Annotated in this window: 22 protein-coding genes and 1 pseudogene; 14 read left to right on the forward strand and 9 right to left on the reverse strand. The window is 69.1% G+C overall.

Features of this window, described 5'->3' with window-relative positions:
- Window positions 1-22 precede the first annotated feature (22 nt).
- Window positions 23-592: a DUF4190 domain-containing protein gene (locus AC1UKG_RS03465; protein WP_018741873.1), complete on the reverse strand. Its 570-nt coding sequence runs from the start codon at window positions 590-592 to the stop codon at window positions 23-25.
- A gap of 121 nt (window positions 593-713) precedes the next feature.
- On the opposite strand from AC1UKG_RS03465, the gene AC1UKG_RS03470 reads away from it, so the two are divergent.
- The gene (locus tag AC1UKG_RS03470; RefSeq protein ID WP_018741874.1) at window positions 714-1,613 is read left to right on the forward strand and encodes an SDR family oxidoreductase; all 900 of its coding nucleotides are present in this window, start codon (window positions 714-716) and stop codon (window positions 1,611-1,613) included.
- 88 nt (window positions 1,614-1,701) lie between these two features.
- Here the strand turns inward: AC1UKG_RS03470 and AC1UKG_RS03475 are convergent, their stop codons facing one another.
- The gene (locus AC1UKG_RS03475) at window positions 1,702-2,196 is read right to left on the reverse strand and encodes a DUF4190 domain-containing protein (protein ID WP_482641846.1); all 495 of its coding nucleotides are present in this window, start codon (window positions 2,194-2,196) and stop codon (window positions 1,702-1,704) included.
- A gap of 164 nt (window positions 2,197-2,360) precedes the next feature.
- Here AC1UKG_RS03475 and AC1UKG_RS03480 point away from each other — a divergent pair, with 164 nt between their 5' ends.
- Window positions 2,361-3,557, forward strand: coding sequence for an acyl-CoA dehydrogenase family protein (locus AC1UKG_RS03480; protein ID WP_018741877.1), 1,197 nt, complete (start codon window positions 2,361-2,363; stop codon window positions 3,555-3,557).
- 8 nt (window positions 3,558-3,565) lie between these two features.
- On the opposite strand, the gene AC1UKG_RS03485 is transcribed toward AC1UKG_RS03480, so the two are convergent.
- The 3 genes from AC1UKG_RS03485 to trxA all read right to left on the reverse strand — a co-directional run bounded on the left by AC1UKG_RS03485 (window position 3,566) and on the right by trxA (window position 5,564).
- The gene (locus tag AC1UKG_RS03485) at window positions 3,566-3,973 is read right to left on the reverse strand and encodes a CoA-binding protein (protein WP_018741878.1); all 408 of its coding nucleotides are present in this window, start codon (window positions 3,971-3,973) and stop codon (window positions 3,566-3,568) included.
- A gap of 131 nt (window positions 3,974-4,104) precedes the next feature.
- Window positions 4,105-5,142 (reverse strand): Rv2578c family radical SAM protein, encoded by a 1,038-nt coding sequence (locus AC1UKG_RS03490; RefSeq protein WP_018814367.1) that lies wholly within the window; start codon window positions 5,140-5,142, stop codon window positions 4,105-4,107.
- A gap of 59 nt (window positions 5,143-5,201) precedes the next feature.
- On the reverse strand, window positions 5,202-5,564 hold the full coding sequence (gene trxA, locus AC1UKG_RS03495) for a thioredoxin (protein ID WP_018741880.1): 363 nt from the start codon (window positions 5,562-5,564) through the stop codon (window positions 5,202-5,204).
- A gap of 550 nt (window positions 5,565-6,114) precedes the next feature.
- Here trxA and AC1UKG_RS03500 point away from each other — a divergent pair.
- The 8 genes from AC1UKG_RS03500 (at window position 6,115) to AC1UKG_RS03535 (ending at window position 11,794) form a co-directional block, all read left to right on the forward strand.
- Entirely contained in the window at window positions 6,115-6,630 is a 516-nt protein-coding gene (locus tag AC1UKG_RS03500; protein WP_018218446.1) for a MaoC family dehydratase, read from the forward strand.
- A gap of 116 nt (window positions 6,631-6,746) precedes the next feature.
- On the forward strand, window positions 6,747-7,259 hold the full coding sequence (locus AC1UKG_RS03505) for a hypothetical protein (protein ID WP_018741881.1): 513 nt from the start codon (window positions 6,747-6,749) through the stop codon (window positions 7,257-7,259).
- Window positions 7,260-7,294: 35 nt separating this feature from the next.
- On the forward strand, window positions 7,295-7,918 hold the full coding sequence (locus AC1UKG_RS03510; RefSeq protein WP_018737368.1) for a TrmH family RNA methyltransferase: 624 nt from the start codon (window positions 7,295-7,297) through the stop codon (window positions 7,916-7,918).
- Window positions 7,919-8,293: 375 nt separating this feature from the next.
- The gene (locus AC1UKG_RS03515; protein ID WP_018218449.1) at window positions 8,294-8,452 is read left to right on the forward strand and encodes a hypothetical protein; all 159 of its coding nucleotides are present in this window, start codon (window positions 8,294-8,296) and stop codon (window positions 8,450-8,452) included.
- Window positions 8,453-8,458: 6 nt separating this feature from the next.
- Window positions 8,459-9,334, forward strand: coding sequence for a PH domain-containing protein (locus tag AC1UKG_RS03520; protein ID WP_018741882.1), 876 nt, complete (start codon window positions 8,459-8,461; stop codon window positions 9,332-9,334).
- Between the two features lie 12 nt (window positions 9,335-9,346).
- Window positions 9,347-10,201, forward strand: a complete 855-nt coding sequence (locus AC1UKG_RS03525; RefSeq protein ID WP_018741883.1) for a PHP domain-containing protein — start codon at window positions 9,347-9,349, stop codon at window positions 10,199-10,201.
- Window positions 10,202-10,239: 38 nt separating this feature from the next.
- Window positions 10,240-10,854: a MarC family protein gene (locus tag AC1UKG_RS03530; RefSeq protein WP_018729448.1), complete on the forward strand. Its 615-nt coding sequence runs from the start codon at window positions 10,240-10,242 to the stop codon at window positions 10,852-10,854.
- A gap of 31 nt (window positions 10,855-10,885) precedes the next feature.
- The gene (locus tag AC1UKG_RS03535) at window positions 10,886-11,794 is read left to right on the forward strand and encodes a PD-(D/E)XK nuclease family protein (RefSeq protein ID WP_018814365.1); all 909 of its coding nucleotides are present in this window, start codon (window positions 10,886-10,888) and stop codon (window positions 11,792-11,794) included.
- 28 nt (window positions 11,795-11,822) lie between these two features.
- Here the strand turns inward: AC1UKG_RS03535 and AC1UKG_RS03540 are convergent, their stop codons facing one another.
- Complete coding sequence (locus AC1UKG_RS03540; protein WP_018734134.1) at window positions 11,823-12,251, reverse strand: Fur family transcriptional regulator; 429 nt, start codon at window positions 12,249-12,251, stop codon at window positions 11,823-11,825.
- Between the two features lie 218 nt (window positions 12,252-12,469).
- On the opposite strand from AC1UKG_RS03540, the gene AC1UKG_RS03545 reads away from it, so the two are divergent.
- On the forward strand, window positions 12,470-12,952 hold the full coding sequence (locus AC1UKG_RS03545) for a DUF2231 domain-containing protein (protein ID WP_018814364.1): 483 nt from the start codon (window positions 12,470-12,472) through the stop codon (window positions 12,950-12,952).
- A 3-nt stretch (window positions 12,953-12,955) separates the two neighbouring features.
- On the opposite strand, the gene AC1UKG_RS03550 is transcribed toward AC1UKG_RS03545, so the two are convergent.
- Window positions 12,956-13,327: a hypothetical protein gene (locus AC1UKG_RS03550; protein WP_018814363.1), complete on the reverse strand. Its 372-nt coding sequence runs from the start codon at window positions 13,325-13,327 to the stop codon at window positions 12,956-12,958.
- Window positions 13,328-13,420: 93 nt separating this feature from the next.
- Here AC1UKG_RS03550 and AC1UKG_RS03555 point away from each other — a divergent pair, with 93 nt between their 5' ends.
- The 3 genes from AC1UKG_RS03555 (at window position 13,421) to AC1UKG_RS03565 (ending at window position 15,243) form a co-directional block, all read left to right on the forward strand.
- On the forward strand, window positions 13,421-13,603 hold the full coding sequence (locus AC1UKG_RS03555) for a hypothetical protein (protein ID WP_018741887.1): 183 nt from the start codon (window positions 13,421-13,423) through the stop codon (window positions 13,601-13,603).
- A gap of 280 nt (window positions 13,604-13,883) precedes the next feature.
- The gene (locus AC1UKG_RS03560; protein WP_482641930.1) at window positions 13,884-14,843 is read left to right on the forward strand and encodes an endonuclease/exonuclease/phosphatase family protein; all 960 of its coding nucleotides are present in this window, start codon (window positions 13,884-13,886) and stop codon (window positions 14,841-14,843) included.
- A 70-nt stretch (window positions 14,844-14,913) separates the two neighbouring features.
- A complete protein-coding gene (locus AC1UKG_RS03565) occupies window positions 14,914-15,243 on the forward strand; it encodes a hypothetical protein (protein WP_018814361.1) in 330 nt (109 codons plus the stop codon).
- 62 nt (window positions 15,244-15,305) lie between these two features.
- Here the strand turns inward: AC1UKG_RS03565 and AC1UKG_RS03570 are convergent.
- Window positions 15,306-15,623, reverse strand: a pseudogene (locus AC1UKG_RS03570) (FmdB family zinc ribbon protein); the annotation flags it as partial.
- Complete coding sequence (locus AC1UKG_RS03575; RefSeq protein ID WP_018741890.1) at window positions 15,514-16,143, reverse strand: 5-formyltetrahydrofolate cyclo-ligase; 630 nt, start codon at window positions 16,141-16,143, stop codon at window positions 15,514-15,516. The pseudogene AC1UKG_RS03570 and the gene AC1UKG_RS03575, both read right to left, overlap by 110 nt.
- Between the last annotated feature and the right edge of the window lie 44 nt (window positions 16,144-16,187).

Here is a 16,187-nt window from a genome sequence, read left to right on the forward strand (position 1 = left end):
CGGCCCGCTGCGGCCGGTTGGCTCAGACGGTGCTCGCGGATTCGGTGGCGATAATGACGAACGCCACCACGTAGAAGACGACCAGGAGCGCTACCAGGCCGGTCAGGATCCAGCCGACGATGATCGCGGCCTTCGCCATACCCTCGCCGCGCTCGCCGGTTTCCCGGATCTGCTTCTGCGCGATGTGGCCGAGGACTGCCCCGACCGGCGCGGTGATGCAGGACACCAGCCCGAACAGCGACAACACCAGGGCGACGATGGCCATACTGTTCGTCTGCGGCTGGGGGTAGCCGTAGCCTGGGTACGCGCCCGCCGGGTACGCCCCCGGTGGGTTGGCGCCCGGCGGGTACGCGCCCGCCGGGTACGTGCCCGGTGGGTTGGCGCCCGCCGGGTAGCCGGCCGGCGGGTAGGCGCCCGGGTACGGGTCGGTCGGGGGGTAGGGAACGCCCCCGGCTGGCTGCCCGAGCCCGGATTGATCGCCTACCGGGGCGGAAGGAGCGGACTGCTGCCCGGGCTGCTGACTGTCGTCCGGCAACCCGCCAAGTGGTCTGGTGGGGTCCTGCCAGTCGCCGGAGGAGGGAGGGTAGGTCATGGTCTGGTTCTGCTCTCCGTTTGGGTAATGGTGAGCCGCCAGCGTAGTCAGCCGAATGAAATTCGGGGCACTGCCACCGCGCCGCGTTGCTCGGGCCGGGGCAAACGGGCAGGATTCTGACATGGCGATTGACGCGAGTGCCGGGAGCCGACCGAAACGAGACGCGAGTCGTCGCGGCGCGGCCCGCCGTAGCCGGGCGACGGGCGACAGTCTGGCCGGGCCCGGCGCGCAGGACGAGCACGTGCCCCTGCCGGAGCCGGTCACCATGCGGCTCGACGGAAGGGTGGCGTTGGTGACCGGAGCCGGCAGCCCGGACGGTATCGGGTACGCGACCGCGCGTCGCCTTGCCGACCTGGGCGCGCGGGTCGCCATCGTCTCCACCACTCGCCGCATCCACGAGCGCGCCGCCGAGCTCGGGGTCATCGGATTCGTGGCTGACCTCACCGACGAGTCGGAGGTCGGTGCGTTGGCGGATGCGGCCGCGGAGCAACTCGGTGATGTGGAGGTGTTGGTTAACAACGCCGGCCTGGCGAGTCGGGCGAGTCCGGAGGTACTGCGGCCGGTCGCCCAGCTCAGCCACGAGGAGTGGCGCGGTGAGATCGATCGGAACCTGACCACCGCCTTCCTGTGTAGCCGCGCGTTCATCGGCGGGATGGCCGAGCGGGGCTGGGGCCGGATCGTGAACCTGGCGGCGACCGCCGGCCCGGTCAACGCCTTGCCGACCGAGGCCGCCTACGCGGCGGCCAAGGCTGGGGTCGTCGGGCTGACCCGGGCGCTGGCGATGGAGATGATCGCGGACGGGGTGACCGTCAACGCGGTAGCCCCGGGGACCATCCACACCGCCGCGTCAACGATCGCCGAGCTCAAACAAGGACTGGGTACGCCGGTCGGTAGGCCGGGTACGCCGGACGAGGTGGCGGCGTCCATCGCGTTCCTCTGCTCGCCGGCTGCCTCCTACATCACCGGCCAGATGCTGGTGGTGGACGGCGGCAACAGTGTGCGCGAGGCGCAGTTCCGCTGACCTGCGGCGCCCGGTCAGGACGTGGGCCGGCCGGCACGTCGCTGGCTCGCGGGGTGGCCCCACGCCCCCGCAGCTGCGGCGTTTCGACTCAATACGTGCTGTCGTTGCCGCTGATGGCGGCCAGGACCGCCCATCCGCAGCAGGCCAACAGGATGAACGCGGTGAAGATGTAGCTGAGGATCAGGCCCACGGTGGCGAGTTGGCCACCGGACTCGCCGCTGGTGCGCAGCTGCCGGCGGGCCAGGTGGCCGAGGACGATGCCAGCAGGTGCGAACACGAAGGCGAAGACCAGGGAGAGGACGGCCAGGACGTTCGTCGCAGGGCTTTTGGGCGCGCCATAGAGATGGTGCTGCTGCCCCCACTGTTGTTGCTGCTGTTCCCATTGTTGCTGCTGTTCCCATTGTTGCTGCTGTTCCCACTGCTGCTGCCCCCACTGGGGCTGGCCCTGCGCCCCACCATGCTCCGGCGACTGGTTCGGGTCGGCCCGGTGTGAGGGGGGCGGCTCCGGGCCGGCGGTGGGCTGTTCCCAGGGGGACGCGGGCCGGTCGGGATCCGGTGGATCGGACGACGGTGGCTGGCTCACGGTTCTCTCCTCCTGCCGAGGTCCCTATGGCCGGACGCTACCCCGGCCGGTGAAACTTTTCACAGCGGTTGGGGGGACTGGTCACCTTGGCGGCAACGCCCGCGCCGCCGATACTGGCCGGGCATTTGGTTACCCCCGAGTAACGCATCGACCCGGAGGCGGATATGGCTCGACTCGCCCAGACACCCGGCCTGACCGACGTGCAACAGTCGATTCTGGAAACCGTCCGGGAGTTCGCGAACAAGGAGATCATCCCGCACGCGCAGCGGTTGGAGCACGCCGACGAGTACCCGGCCGACATCCTGGCCGGGATGCGCGAGATGGGGCTGTTCGGCCTGACCATCGGCGAGGAGTACGGCGGTCTGGGGGAGTCTCTGCTGACCTACGCGTTGGTGGTCGAGGAGCTGTCCCGTGGCTGGATGTCGATCTCGGGCATCGTTAACACCCACTTCATCGTGGCGTACCTGATCTCTCAGCACGGCTCGGTCGACCAGCGCGCTCGGTTGCTGCCGAAGATGGCGACCGGCGAGGTGCGTGGGGCCTTCTCCATGTCCGAGCCGGAGTGCGGCTCCGACGTCTCGGCGATCACCTCGCGGGCGGTCCGGGACGGCGCGAACTACGTCCTCAACGGCCAGAAGATGTGGCTGACCAACGGGGCGTACGCGTCGGTGGTCGCCACCTTGGTCAAAACCGACACCGGCGCCGACTCGGTGTACGGGAACATGAGCACCTTCCTGTTGGAGAAGGAGCCGGGCTTTGGCGAGACCGCTCCCGGCCTCACCATCCCAGGAAAGATCGACAAGATGGGCTACAAGGGGGTCGAGACCACCGAGATGGTTCTCGACGGCGTGGCCGTCCCCGAGTCTGCGGTGCTTGGCGGCGCGGAGCAGGTCGGTCGCGGTTTCTACCAGATGATGGACGGAATCGAGGTGGGCCGGGTGAACGTGGCGGCCCGGGCCTGTGGCATCTCGATCCGTGCCTTCGAGCTGGCCGCCGCGTACGCGCAGCAGCGCCGTACCTTCGGCCAGCCGCTCGCCACACACCAGGCCATCGCGTTCAAGCTGGCCGAGATGGGGACGAAGATCGAGGCCGCGCACGCGTTGATGGTCAACGCCGCCCGGCTCAAGGACGCCGGTCAGCGCAACGACGTCGAGGCGGGCATGGCCAAGCTACTCGCCTCCGAGTACTGCGCCGAGGTGGTCCAGGAGGCGTTCCGCATCCACGGTGGCTATGGCTATTCCAAGGAGTACGAGATCGAGCGCCTGATGCGGGAGGCCCCGTTCCTGCTCATCGGTGAGGGCACCTCGGAGATCCAGAAGACCATCATCTCCCGTGGTCTGCTCCGGGAGTACCGGCTCTGAGGCCCTGGTCAGCCTCGGCGGCTCAGGCCGGCGGCGGCGCGTACGACGGCGAGGCAACGGTCCTCGACGTAGTCGATGCCAGCGTCGGCGGCGATCCGCCGGGCCGTTGGTGAGACGATGCCGAGTTGCAGCCAGACCGCCGGTGCGCCGATCGTGACCGCCGAGCGGACAACCTCCACCGCGTCGTCGGCCGGGCGGAACACGTCGACCAGGTCGACCGGGTGCGGGAGGTCGGCGAGGGACGGGTAGGCGCGTTCACCGAACAACTCGTCCACGGCCGGGTTGACCGGGATGATCCGCCAGCCGTGCTGTTGCAGCTGTAGCGGCACGGTGTGCGCGGGCTTTCGCGGATCACGGGACGCGCCGACAACGGCGATGACGGCGGTGTCGGCGAGGATCTGCTGGGGGGTGCGCATCCATCGACTCTAACGCCGCTGGCCGGGGCGGTCGCCCGGGCGCGGGCGTGCGGGGCCGTACCGCGGGTAGTGCCGGACCGGTGCGGTGGGGGCTGAGGTCCTCCGGTGGGGGCTGAGGTCCGGTGGGGCGGTTAGAGCAGGCTGAGCTGCTCGGCGTGCGGCCGGTCGGGTGGCCGCGGGTCCTTCCGGGGAGCACCGGGAGGTAGGCCGTGCCGGCGTGCCGCGATCCGGACTCGGGCGGTCAGCTCCCGTTGGTACGACTTCGGCGAGTAGGCCCCGGCGCCGTACAGCTCACGGTAGCGGGGAACCAGGTGCGGAAAGGCGCGTCCGAGCCAGCGGGCATACCAGTCCCGGGCGCCGGCACGCAGGTGTAGCGCGATCGGGGTCACCCCGGTCGCCCCAGCGGCGGCGATCGCCGCCACGGTCGCGTCGATGGACTCGTCGTCGTCGCTGAGGCCGGGCAGGATCGGTGCCATCAGCACCTCGACGGCGAAGCCGGCCTCGGTGAGCTGGCGGATCACGTCTAGCCGGCGACCCGGGCTCGGTGTGCCCGGTTCGACCGCTCGCCAGAGCCGCTCGTCCACGAAGCCCAGCGAGCAGGCCAGGCTGACCCGGGTCACCTGGGCGGCCTGGCGGAGTAAGGGAAGGTCGCGCAGGATGAGGGTGCCCTTGGTGAGGATCGAGAAGGGGTTGGCGAAATCCCGTAACGCGCTGATGATCTCCGGTAGGAGTCGGTAGCGCCCCTCGGCTCGCTGGTAGCAGTCCACGTTGGTGCCCATCGCGATCTGCGCGCCCCGCCAACTGGGTGCTGCCAGTTCGCGGCGGAGCAACTCGCCAGCATTGGTTTTGACGATCACTCTTCGGTCGAAGTCGGCACCGGCGTCGAGGCCAAGGTAGGTGTGTGTGTTGCGGGCGAAGCAGTAGACGCACGCGTGGCTGCAGCCCCGATATGGGTTGATGGTCCATTCGAAGGGAACCCGGGAGGTGCTCGGGACCCGGTTGATGATCGACTTCGCCTGGATCTCATAGAAGGTCATTCCGGCGAAGTCGGGCGTGGGGAAGCTGCGGGCGGTGGCGCCGGTGAGCGCCAGCGGCAGGGGTGACGTCGCTGGCGCTGACTCGTCGAGGTCGATCGTGCTCGGATCGGCGGCGAGGTTGTCCCAGCGCATGCCCCGTATTCGAACACAGGTTCGAATACGGGGCAAGTGAGTGCGCAGGTCCGGGCGGGTCAGTGGTGGTGCTCGGCGAGCTTCTTGCGGACGTCGTCCATGTCCAGCGCCTCGACCTGCTCGATCAGGTTCTCGAGGGCTGACTCCGGTAGCGCGCCGGGCTGGGCGAAGACGATGACCCCGTCGCGGATCGCCATGATCGTTGGGATGGAGCGGATGTCGAACTTTGCACCCAGCTCCTGCTGGGCCTCGGTGTCGACCTTGCCGAAGACGATGTCTGGGTGCTTCTCCGACGAGCGCTCGTACACCGGGGCGAACCGCTTGCAGGGGCCGCACCAATCGGCCCAGAAGTCGACCAGCACGATTCCGTCGCCGCCGGTCAGCTCGTCGAAGTTCGCCGTGGTCAGCTCAACGGTTGCCATCTCAGTCTCCGATCGCGTGGAACAGCTACCTCTGGTCGAACCAGGGCGCACCGCGTGGAATTCCCGGGCCCCGGTGGCCGAAACGCCGCCGCTGGTTTCGGTTACGGCAGGGTTGTAATCATCGATGCCCATCGGTTAAAGGTGGGTACTGCAATACGCAAGTGCATGTCGCATTTGCGTTACCAGGGGTAGTGGGAGCGCTTCCATAGGTCCTTGACGGCACTGTGCCTACGAGTCGGTAACTTGAGTCTTGACATGGCGCTATCGGATTTACCGTGATCACTTTCAGAGCGGGTGCGGATTACGCTGAGTAATGTAACAAAAAGACAACTGTGATCCCCGTCTCTGTTGGACCGTGTCGTGGTGCGGCAGAATCTGTCGCATCAGAGCGTGGGCGGCGGGTGCCGGGGAGGGCCCCGCCGCTCATTGCGTCCGGCCTCTGGTGATGCTGGTGTGACTTTTCCCGACCACCGTCGTCCCCCGGTTCGCCTTTACCATCGGTAAGGCATGCTGTGCCGAACTCATCACCGCCCGTCGAAGGGGGACCAGGATGCAGTTCGGCCGCTACTACGAGGATTTCGAGGTTGACGCGGTCTACCGGCACTGGCCGGGCAAGACGGTCACGGAGTACGACGACCATCTCTTCTGTCTGCTCACGATGAACCACCACCCGCTCCACCTGGACGCGCACTACGCCGAGACCGCAAGTCAGTTCAAGCGCAACGTCGTGGTCGGCAACTACGTCTACTCGCTGCTGCTCGGCATGTCGGTGCCCGACGTCAGCGGCAAGGCGATCGCGAACCTGGAGATCGAATCCCTGCGCCATGTCGCCCCGACCTTCCACGGCGACACGATCTATGGCGAGACCACGGTCCTGGACAAGCGGGAATCCTCCTCGAAGCCGGACCGCGGTGTGGTCGCCGTCGAGACCCGTGGTTACAACCAGGACGGCACGCTGGTGTGTGTGTTCCGGCGCAAGGTCATGGTCCCGAAGAAGGCGTACGCCGAGGCCGCCGCCGCCGACGGGGTGGATCTGGAGCGGCCGAGTTTCCCCACGCCGCGCTGACGACGCTGCCGCGCCGGAGGTTCGGAAAGGCTTCCGGCGTGGCCCCACCCTTCGCGCTGTTGCTGTTTTATCCGGCACTCCCCGTTTTGTTGGTCTTTTCTCGGTATTTGGGGCTTATGCTGGCGCCGGAGGTTCCCATGAGCCACTCCCTCGCCGGCGAGCCGCCGGTCGCCGGCCGCCGCGCCGTACCGCTGACCGATCCTCCCTACTCCGCCGCGGAGTGGGACCTGCTCGCCAACCTGCCCAGCTGGACCGTTGTCGTCGCCGTCACCCAGGCGCCGGGGCAGGGGGTCGCCGCGGGGCTGGCCGGCCTCGACGCCGTTGCCGCCGGCCGGTCCTTCGACAGTGACCTGGTGCGCGCGGTGGTGGCCACGATCTATGCCCGCCATGACGGTTCGGCGAGCGCGTCGGGTGGCCCACTGGCCGACACCGTTGAACTGCTCGCCGTCGCCCGCACGGCGGCCCGGCTGCTCGAGCGGGCGGATCCGGCTGACTCGGCCGCCTATCGACAGTGGGTGCAGTCGGTCGCCGCCCGAGTCTGCCGAGCCGGGTCGAGTCGGGGTGGGGCGGTTGCCCGCAGCGACCGTCGGCTCCTCGATCGGCTCGGGGACGCCCTGGGGCTGGGCTGAGTGGCGCGCCCGGCTGGCCGTACCCTCTAGGACCCGTGACCGGTGAGCAGTTTGAGGTCGGGGTGGGTCCGTGGCAGGGCACCCCGCCGGACGACCCGCGCTACGACCCTGACCTGTTGGCGCACGGTGACCGACGCAACGTGGTCGACCGGTACCGCTATTGGCGGCAGGAGGCCGTCGTCGCCGACCTGGACCAGCGGCGGCACGACTTTCACGTGGCGATCGAGAACTGGCAGCACGATCTGAACATCGGCACCGTGGTCCGCAACGCCAACGCGTTCCTCGCCGCCGAGGTCCATATTGTGGGCCGTCGCCGGTGGAACCGACGCGGCGCGATGGTGACCGACCGCTACCAACATGTGCGGCACCACGAAACGATCGAGGGCTTCGTCGCCTGGGCGGCGGGTGCCGGTCTCGCGGTGGTAGGCATCGACAATCTTCCGGGTTGTCAACCGCTGGAGACGGCCGCGCTGCCCCGCCGGTGCGTGCTGCTCTTCGGGCAGGAGGGCCCGGGTCTGTCCGAACCTGCTCGGGCCGCCTGCGACCAGCTCTTCTCGATTGCGCAATACGGGTCGACCCGTTCGATCAACGCCGGCGTGGCCAGCGGCATCGCCATGCACGCCTGGATCCGGTCCTACGGCGGGCCGGCTCCGGCCTGAGGTGCGGCCAACCCTCCACTCCCACGGCGGATCGGCTCCGGCCCGGAGCCGGTGCCGCGCCTCCACTGTGTGGTGTGAGATCACCGACGGATCGACGCGCATCGGCCGGTGAAGCTCGGGGATTGTGGCCGCATGCGATAACCTGGCCGGCGAGTGCGGGGCCGTTGCTCGGTGGGTTGTGCAGCGCGACCTCTCGGAGTGGACGCGCCCCGGGCTCAGGCACGGCGTACCAACTCCGGACCAGCCGGAGGGCTTGACAAGTCCCCCGGAATGTCGGAGAACGGACACAGTGAAATAACTGTACGGCATCACGCTGATACTCTGAGTGTCGCTGCGGTAATCGGACCCGGCGCCCGCGCGAGAGGATGGCCCGTCATGGTCAAGAAGGTCCTCACCTGGGCCGGTATCGCATTCCTGATCTTTTTCGTGGCCTACCGGCCGAACTCCGCGGCGGACGTCTTCAAGTCGCTCGGCGGCGGCCTCGTGGACATCGCCCAGGGATTCGGCGAGTTCGTTACCAACATCGTCGCCTAGCCGACGATGGGCAGCCCCTCCGGTCCCCCCTTCGACCCCGACGACCCCGACCGGGAGCGCCGGGAGCGAGACACGGAGTCGATCCCCCGCATCGACCCAGAGGACCCATCTGGCTACGGATCCGGTCCACCCCCGTACCAGGGCCCCGGCCCGTTCGACGAGGCGAGGCTGGGCGAGGGTCCTGGGTTCCCCGACGACAGCCGATCGGGGCGGACCTGGATCCCAGACCCCGAGGGCGAATACCAGCCGCCGCAGATCTCTGAGGACGAGATCGCCGGCCTGCGGGCGGACGCGGCCGGCATGGCGCCGCGTCGGGTCCTGCCGCTGGAGGATGAGCCCAGCTCCCTCGTCGCCCGTTACCTCTTCCCCACCGAGCGGTACCGGGGTGAGTGGAAGCGACACTGGATTCACCTCGCCACCCCGCTGCTCATCGGCGTGGTCGCCACCTTCGTGCTGGGATACCTCTCCGGCTTCCTCGCCGGGCGGGATGTCGGGGGGCTGACCACCGCCGCGGTGCTGGCGTGGTTCGCCGTGATGGGTTGGGTGGCGTGGCGGGTCGCCGACTGGTGGTACGACCGGTTCATCCTGACCAACAAGCGGGTGATGGTGGTCAACGGCATCATCACCCGCCGAGTGGCGATGATGCCGTTGGTCCGCGTCACCGACATGAAATACGAGCAGACGCCGGCCGGGCGAGCGCTCAACTACGGCACGTTCGTCCTCGAGTCCGCCGGTCAGGAGCAGGCACTGCGTGAGATCAAGAACCTGCCCAACCCGAACGAGCTCTACCTGCGTGTCGTCGAGGAGATGTACGAGCCACAGGCGGTCGAGGCGCGGCTGGGCAAGGAAGCCGACGAGGCGAAGGCCGACGACGGCGCCTGAGGCGGCAGCGGAGTGAGCACTCGGATCGACCTGCACGCCCACTCCACCGCCAGCGACGGCACCCTCACCCCCGGCGAGTTGGTCCACGCGGCGGCAGCCGCCGGTCTCGACGTCGTCGCGATCACCGACCACGACACCACGGCCGGCTGGGAGCCGGCGGTCCGGGCGCTCCCGGCCGGGCTGCGGCTGGTCCGTGGTGCGGAGCTGTCCTGCCGATGGGACGGGGAGGATCCCGCTGTGCCGCTGCACCTGCTCGCGTACCTCTTCGACCCGGACGACCCGGACCTCACCGCGGCACTGAGCCGGGTCCGGCACGCCCGCGTCGAACGGGGTGAGCGGATCGTCCGGCTGCTCCACGCCGACGGTCTGGAGGTGAGTTGGTCGGCGATCCTGGCCGCCGCGCGGGGCGGGACGGTCGGCCGGCCGCACATCGCCCAAGCCCTCATCCGGGCCGGACTGGTGGCGACGACGAGTGAGGCGTTCGGTCCGGACTGGCTGGGTGAGCGGTATCGCCTGCCCAAGGAGGACATTGAGGTCTTCGAGGCGATCCGGTTGGTCCGGGCAGCCGGGGGTGTCCCGGTGTTCGCCCACCCCCGGGCCAGCCGGCGCGGTCGAGTGGTTCCCGACGACCTCATCGCAGACCTCGCCGCCGCCGGACTGGTCGGGTTGGAGGCGGACCACGAGGACCACACTCCCGCCGAGCGGGCGCACGTACGGGCGCTCGCCGCCGACCTGGAGCTGCTGGTGACCGGCGCGTCGGATTTTCACGGCACGCACAAGACGGTCCGGCTGGGCGCCTTCACCACCGACGTGCAGACCTACGAGCGGATCGTCGCGACCGGCGTGACCAGCGTCGCTTCCGGGTGAGGCGGTGTGCGGTCCAGTCCGGCCGTTAGGTTGATCCGGTGGATATCAAGCTCTTCGGCGAGGTCTTCGTAACCCTGCTCGTGATCGTTGACCCGCCGGGCATGATGCCCATCTTTCTGGCGCTGACCGGACCGCTGTCGGCCCGGGACCGGCACCGGGCGGCCTGGCAGGCGGTGGCGCTGGCGCTTGGGGTGATCGCGATCTTCGCGGTGGCGGGTTCGACGCTGCTCGCCTACCTGCACGTGGACCTACCCGCACTACAGGCCGCCGGTGGCCTGCTGCTCGTACTGGTCGCCCTGGAACTGTTGACCGGCAAAGCGGACGACCCCAGCCAGCAGGTCACCTCGAACATCGCGCTGGTGCCGCTGGGCACCCCGCTGCTCGCCGGCCCCGGCGCGATCGTGGCCACGATGCTCTTCATGCAGCAGGCCGACGGCGCGGCCGACATCACCGCGATCGCCGTCGCGATCGTCGCCGTGCTACTCGCCGTCTGGGTGGTGCTCCGCTTCTCCGGCGGGATTGTCAAAATCCTGCGTCCGGGTGGGATCGAGGTGCTGACCCGGATCGCCGGGCTGCTGCTTGCGGCGATCGCGGTCCAGCTGATCGCCGACGCGGTGGCCGCCTTCGTCACCCAGTACACGACCGCGGGCTGACTCCGTCGGGGGCGGATGGCAGGATCGCGGTGTGCGACGATCCCGCCGAGCTTCCACCTCCCCGCCGCGACCCCGCGCCGCCGAGCCCGAACAGCTCGGTTTCGAGGGCATGCCGGAGCGGCTCTTCGTCTGCACCCCCAGCAAACTCGGCGCGTACGCGGACTGCCCACGGCGCTACCGTTACGCCTACCTGGACCGCCCCGCCCCGCCAAAGGGGCCGCCCTGGGCGCACAACTCGCTCGGCGCCAGCCTCCACACCGCGCTGAAGAACTGGTATGCGCTCCCCGTTGACCGGCGGCGGTCGGCGGCGCTGGCGACACTGCTCAACGGCACCTGGGTACGCGACGGCTACCGGGATCACGAGCAGGAGCGGGCCGCGTTCCGAAAAGCGTTGGGCTGGCTGGAGGCGTACGTGGCGACGCTTGACCCAGAGACCGAACCGCTGGGGGTGGAGCGGGTGGTCGCGGTGAAAACCGGGGTGCTGGCGTTCAACGGCCGTGCTGACCGGATCGACTCCCGGGTCGGGCCGGCGGGGGCGGAGCTCGCCATCGTGGACTACAAGACGGGCCGGGCCGGGCTGGACACCGACGACGCCCGCGGCTCACAGGCGCTGGCGCTCTACGCGTACGCGGCGGAGCGGGTCTTCCGTAAACCGTGTCGTCGGGTGGAGCTACACCACCTGCCGACCGGGACCGTCGCGGCGCACGAGCACAGCCCGGAGTCGCTCGCGCGGCAGGTGTCCCGGGCTGAGGAGACGGCCGGGGACATCATTGCCAGTGAGCGGTCGGTCGCCGCCGGCGGTGACCCGGACCAGGCCTTCCCCACCGCCCCAGGGCCGCGCTGCGGCTGGTGTGACTACCGGCGGCACTGTCCGGCCGGGGCACAGACGCCGGGGAAGGACCCGTGGGCCGCCGTGGAGCGGGTGACCGACGGCGGGTGACCGGCGGACCGGGGACCTCGCCTCGCCGTCAGTCGTCGGCGAGACGGCGGGCCTGACAGCGGGGGCAGAGACCCCAGAAGGTCACGTCGGCCTCGTCCACCTCAAAACCGTGAGCGGTGTTCGGGTCGAGGCAGGGGGCGTCGCCGACGGTGCAGTCCACGTCGGCGATCTCGCCGCAGCCTCGACAGACCACGTGGTGGTGGTTGTCGCCGACGCGGGCCTCGTAGCGGGCGGGGCTGCCGGCCGGCTCGATCCGACGGGACAGCCCGGCCCGGGACAGCGCACCGAGCACGTCGTAGACCGCCTGGGTGGAGACCGAGTCGAGGCGCTCCCGGACTCGGCGGGTGATCTCGTCCACCTCGAGGTGGCCTCCGGCGGCGAGCACGTCGAGGACAGCGAGGCGGGGGCGGGTTACCCGCAGGCCCTTCGACCGAAGTAGCTCCGCACCACTGGACATGCACCAATGACAGCACGCGACAACCGAGAGCGACAACCGAGAGTGTCGTTGCACCACCGACGGTTCCGCGATCTCCCACTGTCCGACAACCGAGAGTCGAACCGACGGGGTGACCCGGACTGATCACGACTGCGTGTAGCTCGGGTGTGGGACCTAGGTGGGCGGGCCGGGGCGACCGTAGGCTGGCCATCCCGTGCCGGCAATCACCGGAGGTGTCCATGTTCAAGGAGTTCATGGGGCTGCCCGCCCACGTTCTTGTGGTGCACGCTGTGGTGGTCTTCGTGCCGCTGCTTGCGCTGCTGGCGATCGCCTACGTCGCGCTGCCGCGGTTCCGGCCCCGGATCGACTGGGCGCTCGTCCTGCTGGCGGTGACGGCACCGGTCACCGCATGGGTCGCTGTGCAGTCCGGCGAGGAGCTGAACGATGTCTTCACCGCCCGCGGGATACAGGGGCCGATCGTCGACCAGATCGCTGAGCATGCTCGGTACGGCGCCCTGACCTTCCGGTATGCACTGGCGTTGGCTGTCGCCGCCGTCGTGCTGCTCGTGGTGACCAGTGGCCGCGCCAGGGCGCCGAAATCGCCGCCCTGGGTAGCCCGCGTGCTGTCGGTGGCGGTGATCGCGCTCGCCGTGGTCAGTGTGGTCTACGTCGCTCTCACCGGGCACACCGGTGCCGAGGCGGTCTGGGGAAACACCCTCTGACCCTCAGCGCACCAGTCGGAGACAGAACGCGCAGCTGAGCGCCAGCAGAATCACGGCGACGACCGCCCCGACGGCCCAGGTGAGGTGCTGCGCCCGCTGCTCGGCCAAGTCCAGCGCCGGCAGGTCCTGTCCCGGGAGTTGTCGTGGTGGTGGCGGCTGGACGTGCAGCGGCGGCTGCCAGTCAGCCGGTGGCGGGATGGTCGGCGGGGGGCCGGTGTATGCGCTGGCCGGAGTCGTCGCCGGTGGGCTGGGCGTGCCGGTCGGGCTGGGGACGCCGGTCGGGTTGGGGACGCCGGTTGGGTTGGGCGCTTTGGCCGGAGTGCCGGCACCGGGGGGTCGCCAGTAGTCGTCCGCGGAGCTGCCGGGAGTCGTCACGCCCGCTGACGCTACCAAGGGGCAGCAGGCGGTGCCGTCTGTCGACGACGCGCTGGGCTGGGGTTGGCATGCGCTGGGCTAGGGTTGGGATTCGTGACCCACCAGGAGCCGGAGCGACCCGGCGCGCGTGCCGAGGACCGGCCGAGCAAGCTGCACGATGACGGCGGCTCGATGCTGCCGGAGCGGGCTGTCGACGACACCGACCAGGGCTGGGGGGAACCGGCCGGCGGACACGACGCCTGGTTGCTCGAGCAGCGCCCGCCGCATTGGGACTGAGCATTCGGGCCTGATCCAGCTGCCGTAACCACTGCGTGGCAGGAGCCCCACCGGGCTCCCTGCTGGCCGCCGCCTGCGCCGTGGCGCGGCAAGGGGCCGTATGTCGTTGTGGTGCAGTAAATTCTAATTATTGTAGTGAAATACGCGAATACATTTAGTGAATTGCCGCTAAAGGTTAGTCGTGCCGCTGGTGGTGGATGGGGCGCGCGTGTGAGTGTTGTCCCGTTGTAGGCATAGGAGGGGGATTGGGTTGTCTGTCAGGAGACTGACCACCGCCATCATGGTCTCGCTTGCGCTCATACTCGGGTCGGGTACGGCGGCGGTAGCCACAACCACGACCATGACCACAACTACGACTACGACTACGACTACGACAACGGCCGCGGCAACGACCGCGACGAAGACCTATAACACCTGGGTCTGGAACGTTGCCGGCTGGACGATGAATCGCGCATCAACAACGAACGGGCTGATCACGGCGCTCACCGACTCGATCCGAAACCGGTCCGCGGACTTCGCCGCTCTCAACGAGGTGTGCTGGGGGCAGTACGTGGCCGTTATTGAGAGGCTGCGCTACCTGGGCTGGCCGGAAGACGACAGCAACTTCGCCCGGTTCGAGACGTCCCACTCCACCGCCTGCGACGGTGAGGCCTTCGGAAACGCCATCTTCAGCAAGGCCCCGCTCGGTGACGCCTTGCGCCACACGCTGTCCTCGGATGGCTCATCCGAGGACAGGACGCTTTTGTGCGCACCGCTGTCGGCGACGCCGAAAATGGCGTTCTGCACCACGCACATCACGCCGTCGAATGCGATTATCGACGGTAAGAGTATCAATGAGCGGCAGCTGGACGAGGTGCACGGAATTATGGAGACCTTCCACGGGCTTGGGATGACCGTCATTCTCGCCGGCGATCTCAACAATCAGCCCGACTACGCGCGGTTGAACAAGTGGTACTCGTCCAGTCTGAACACCCCGTACAACTCCGCCAACTATGGCAGCTATCGGGAGTTGGATGACACGGATACCGACTGCGCCGGGTACGGCGAGATCACCGTCGCCAACGGCGACACCGGTGGTCCGTGTGGGACGGGCCGTAAAATCGATTTTATCTTCGTGCGGGAGAATCGCCTTGCCGGGTCGTACACCGGTGACTCGCTCTCCATCTCCACCGTGTGTGACGGCTCCTGTTCCGACCACCGGATCGTAATCGGCACCGCCACGGTCGACGTGAACCTCTGACCCGGTTGTCCGCCCGGTCACCGAGCTGCACCGAAGCGATCACGGGCAGCCCCGCGTGTGGACGGCTCCGATGAAGGACCGTTCACGACCGGTGCTGCCCGTGATCGACGTGCCGGAAGTCGCTGGCGGGGCGGGTGCCCCGCCTCGTGCTCAGCTGGTGCCGCTGGCGGCGGGGGTCTTCGTGCCGCCGGAGTTGGCGGCGGCACCCGTGCCCTTCGAGGAGGTTGCGCCGCCCGCTGCGGAACCCTTCGACGCCGATCCGCTCGACGTGGAGTCGCTCGAGGCGGAGTCGCTCGACTTCGATTCGTTCGACGAGCCGGACTCGTTGCTCGCCGCGGCGGGTTTGCTGGCCGCGCTACCCGAGCCCGAGCCGGAGTCGGTGCGGGAGTCGGTGCGGTAGAAGCCCGACCCCTTGAACACGATGCCGACCGAGTTGAACAGTTTCCGCAACCGTCCCGCGCAGGTCGGGCACTCGGTCAGCGGCTCGTCGGTGAAAGACTGCACCGCCTCGAGCTGGTGGCCGCACGCGGTGCAGGTGTACTGGTACGTGGGCACGTTCTCCTCCGGAACTGGCACTGTCGGTTGGCACTCGGCATATTCGAGTGCCAATGGTGCGTCATTGCCCCCGGGTTCGTCCAGCGGACGTGTGGGGCGCGACACCGGCGCGGGTTCAGCGCGGTGCGGCACCATCCAGCCTACGCAGGCCGTCGGCGGGGGTGACCACAGCGTGGACCGGATGGTCGTGTGGCTCCGCCGGCAGCGCGTTGACCAGCTCGCCATCGTGCAATGGCACCACGGTCAAGGTGGTCGCCGGGACCCGGGCGAGTGCCCGGTCGTACGAGCCGCCACCCCGCCCCAGCCGCACCCCCCGCCGGTCCACCGCGAGCGCCGGCAGGACCACCAGGTCGGCCGCTGCGACAGCGGCCCGCCCGAGCGGGGGCGCGGTCGGCTCCCGCATTCCCCGCCCGGCGGCGGCCAGGTCGTCGGGCCCGGTCCACGGCGCCCAGTCCAGGTCGAGGTCCGCCCGCAGTACCGGTAACAGCAGTTCGGCCCCCGCCGGCAGCGCGGCATGCAGTACCGCCGGCAGATCTGGGCCCCCGGGTTCGGTGGCGACCGGCACGTACGCGGTTACCCGGCGCGGGCGCAGTCGGCGAACCAGGGCGACCAGGCCGGCCTGGACCTCCCGGGCGGCGGCGGCCCGCTCGGTGTCGCCGAGCCGCCGACGGTGGGCGAGCAGTCTGGTCCGTGTCGCAAACTTCGCACTGTGGGAAACTTCCGCCTGATCGGGAAAATCTGGCACGCAACACTCCTGACGCAGGGCTCATCCGGGAGCGACTCTGTGCC

This window comes from Salinispora sp. CH2A1_6 (assembly GCF_056820975.1).

Coding starts and splice junctions, on each gene's coding strand:
- AC1UKG_RS03465 (WP_018741873.1), bottom strand. CDS start 592: ATGACCTACCCTCCCTCCTCCGGCGACTGGCAGGACCCCACCAGACCA.
- AC1UKG_RS03470 (WP_018741874.1), top strand. CDS start 714: ATGGCGATTGACGCGAGTGCCGGGAGCCGACCGAAACGAGACGCGAGT.
- AC1UKG_RS03480 (WP_018741877.1), top strand. CDS start 2,361: ATGGCTCGACTCGCCCAGACACCCGGCCTGACCGACGTGCAACAGTCG.
- AC1UKG_RS03485 (WP_018741878.1), bottom strand. CDS start 3,973: ATGCGCACCCCCCAGCAGATCCTCGCCGACACCGCCGTCATCGCCGTT.
- AC1UKG_RS03490 (WP_018814367.1), bottom strand. CDS start 5,142: ATGCGCTGGGACAACCTCGCCGCCGATCCGAGCACGATCGACCTCGAC.
- trxA (WP_018741880.1), bottom strand. CDS start 5,564: ATGGCAACCGTTGAGCTGACCACGGCGAACTTCGACGAGCTGACCGGC.
- AC1UKG_RS03500 (WP_018218446.1), top strand. CDS start 6,115: ATGCAGTTCGGCCGCTACTACGAGGATTTCGAGGTTGACGCGGTCTAC.
- AC1UKG_RS03505 (WP_018741881.1), top strand. CDS start 6,747: ATGCTGGCGCCGGAGGTTCCCATGAGCCACTCCCTCGCCGGCGAGCCG.
- AC1UKG_RS03515 (WP_018218449.1), top strand. CDS start 8,294: ATGGTCAAGAAGGTCCTCACCTGGGCCGGTATCGCATTCCTGATCTTT.
- AC1UKG_RS03520 (WP_018741882.1), top strand. CDS start 8,459: ATGGGCAGCCCCTCCGGTCCCCCCTTCGACCCCGACGACCCCGACCGG.
- AC1UKG_RS03540 (WP_018734134.1), bottom strand. CDS start 12,251: ATGTCCAGTGGTGCGGAGCTACTTCGGTCGAAGGGCCTGCGGGTAACC.
- AC1UKG_RS03545 (WP_018814364.1), top strand. CDS start 12,470: ATGTTCAAGGAGTTCATGGGGCTGCCCGCCCACGTTCTTGTGGTGCAC.
- AC1UKG_RS03560 (WP_482641930.1), top strand. CDS start 13,884: ATGGTCTCGCTTGCGCTCATACTCGGGTCGGGTACGGCGGCGGTAGCC.
- AC1UKG_RS03565 (WP_018814361.1), top strand. CDS start 14,914: ATGAAGGACCGTTCACGACCGGTGCTGCCCGTGATCGACGTGCCGGAA.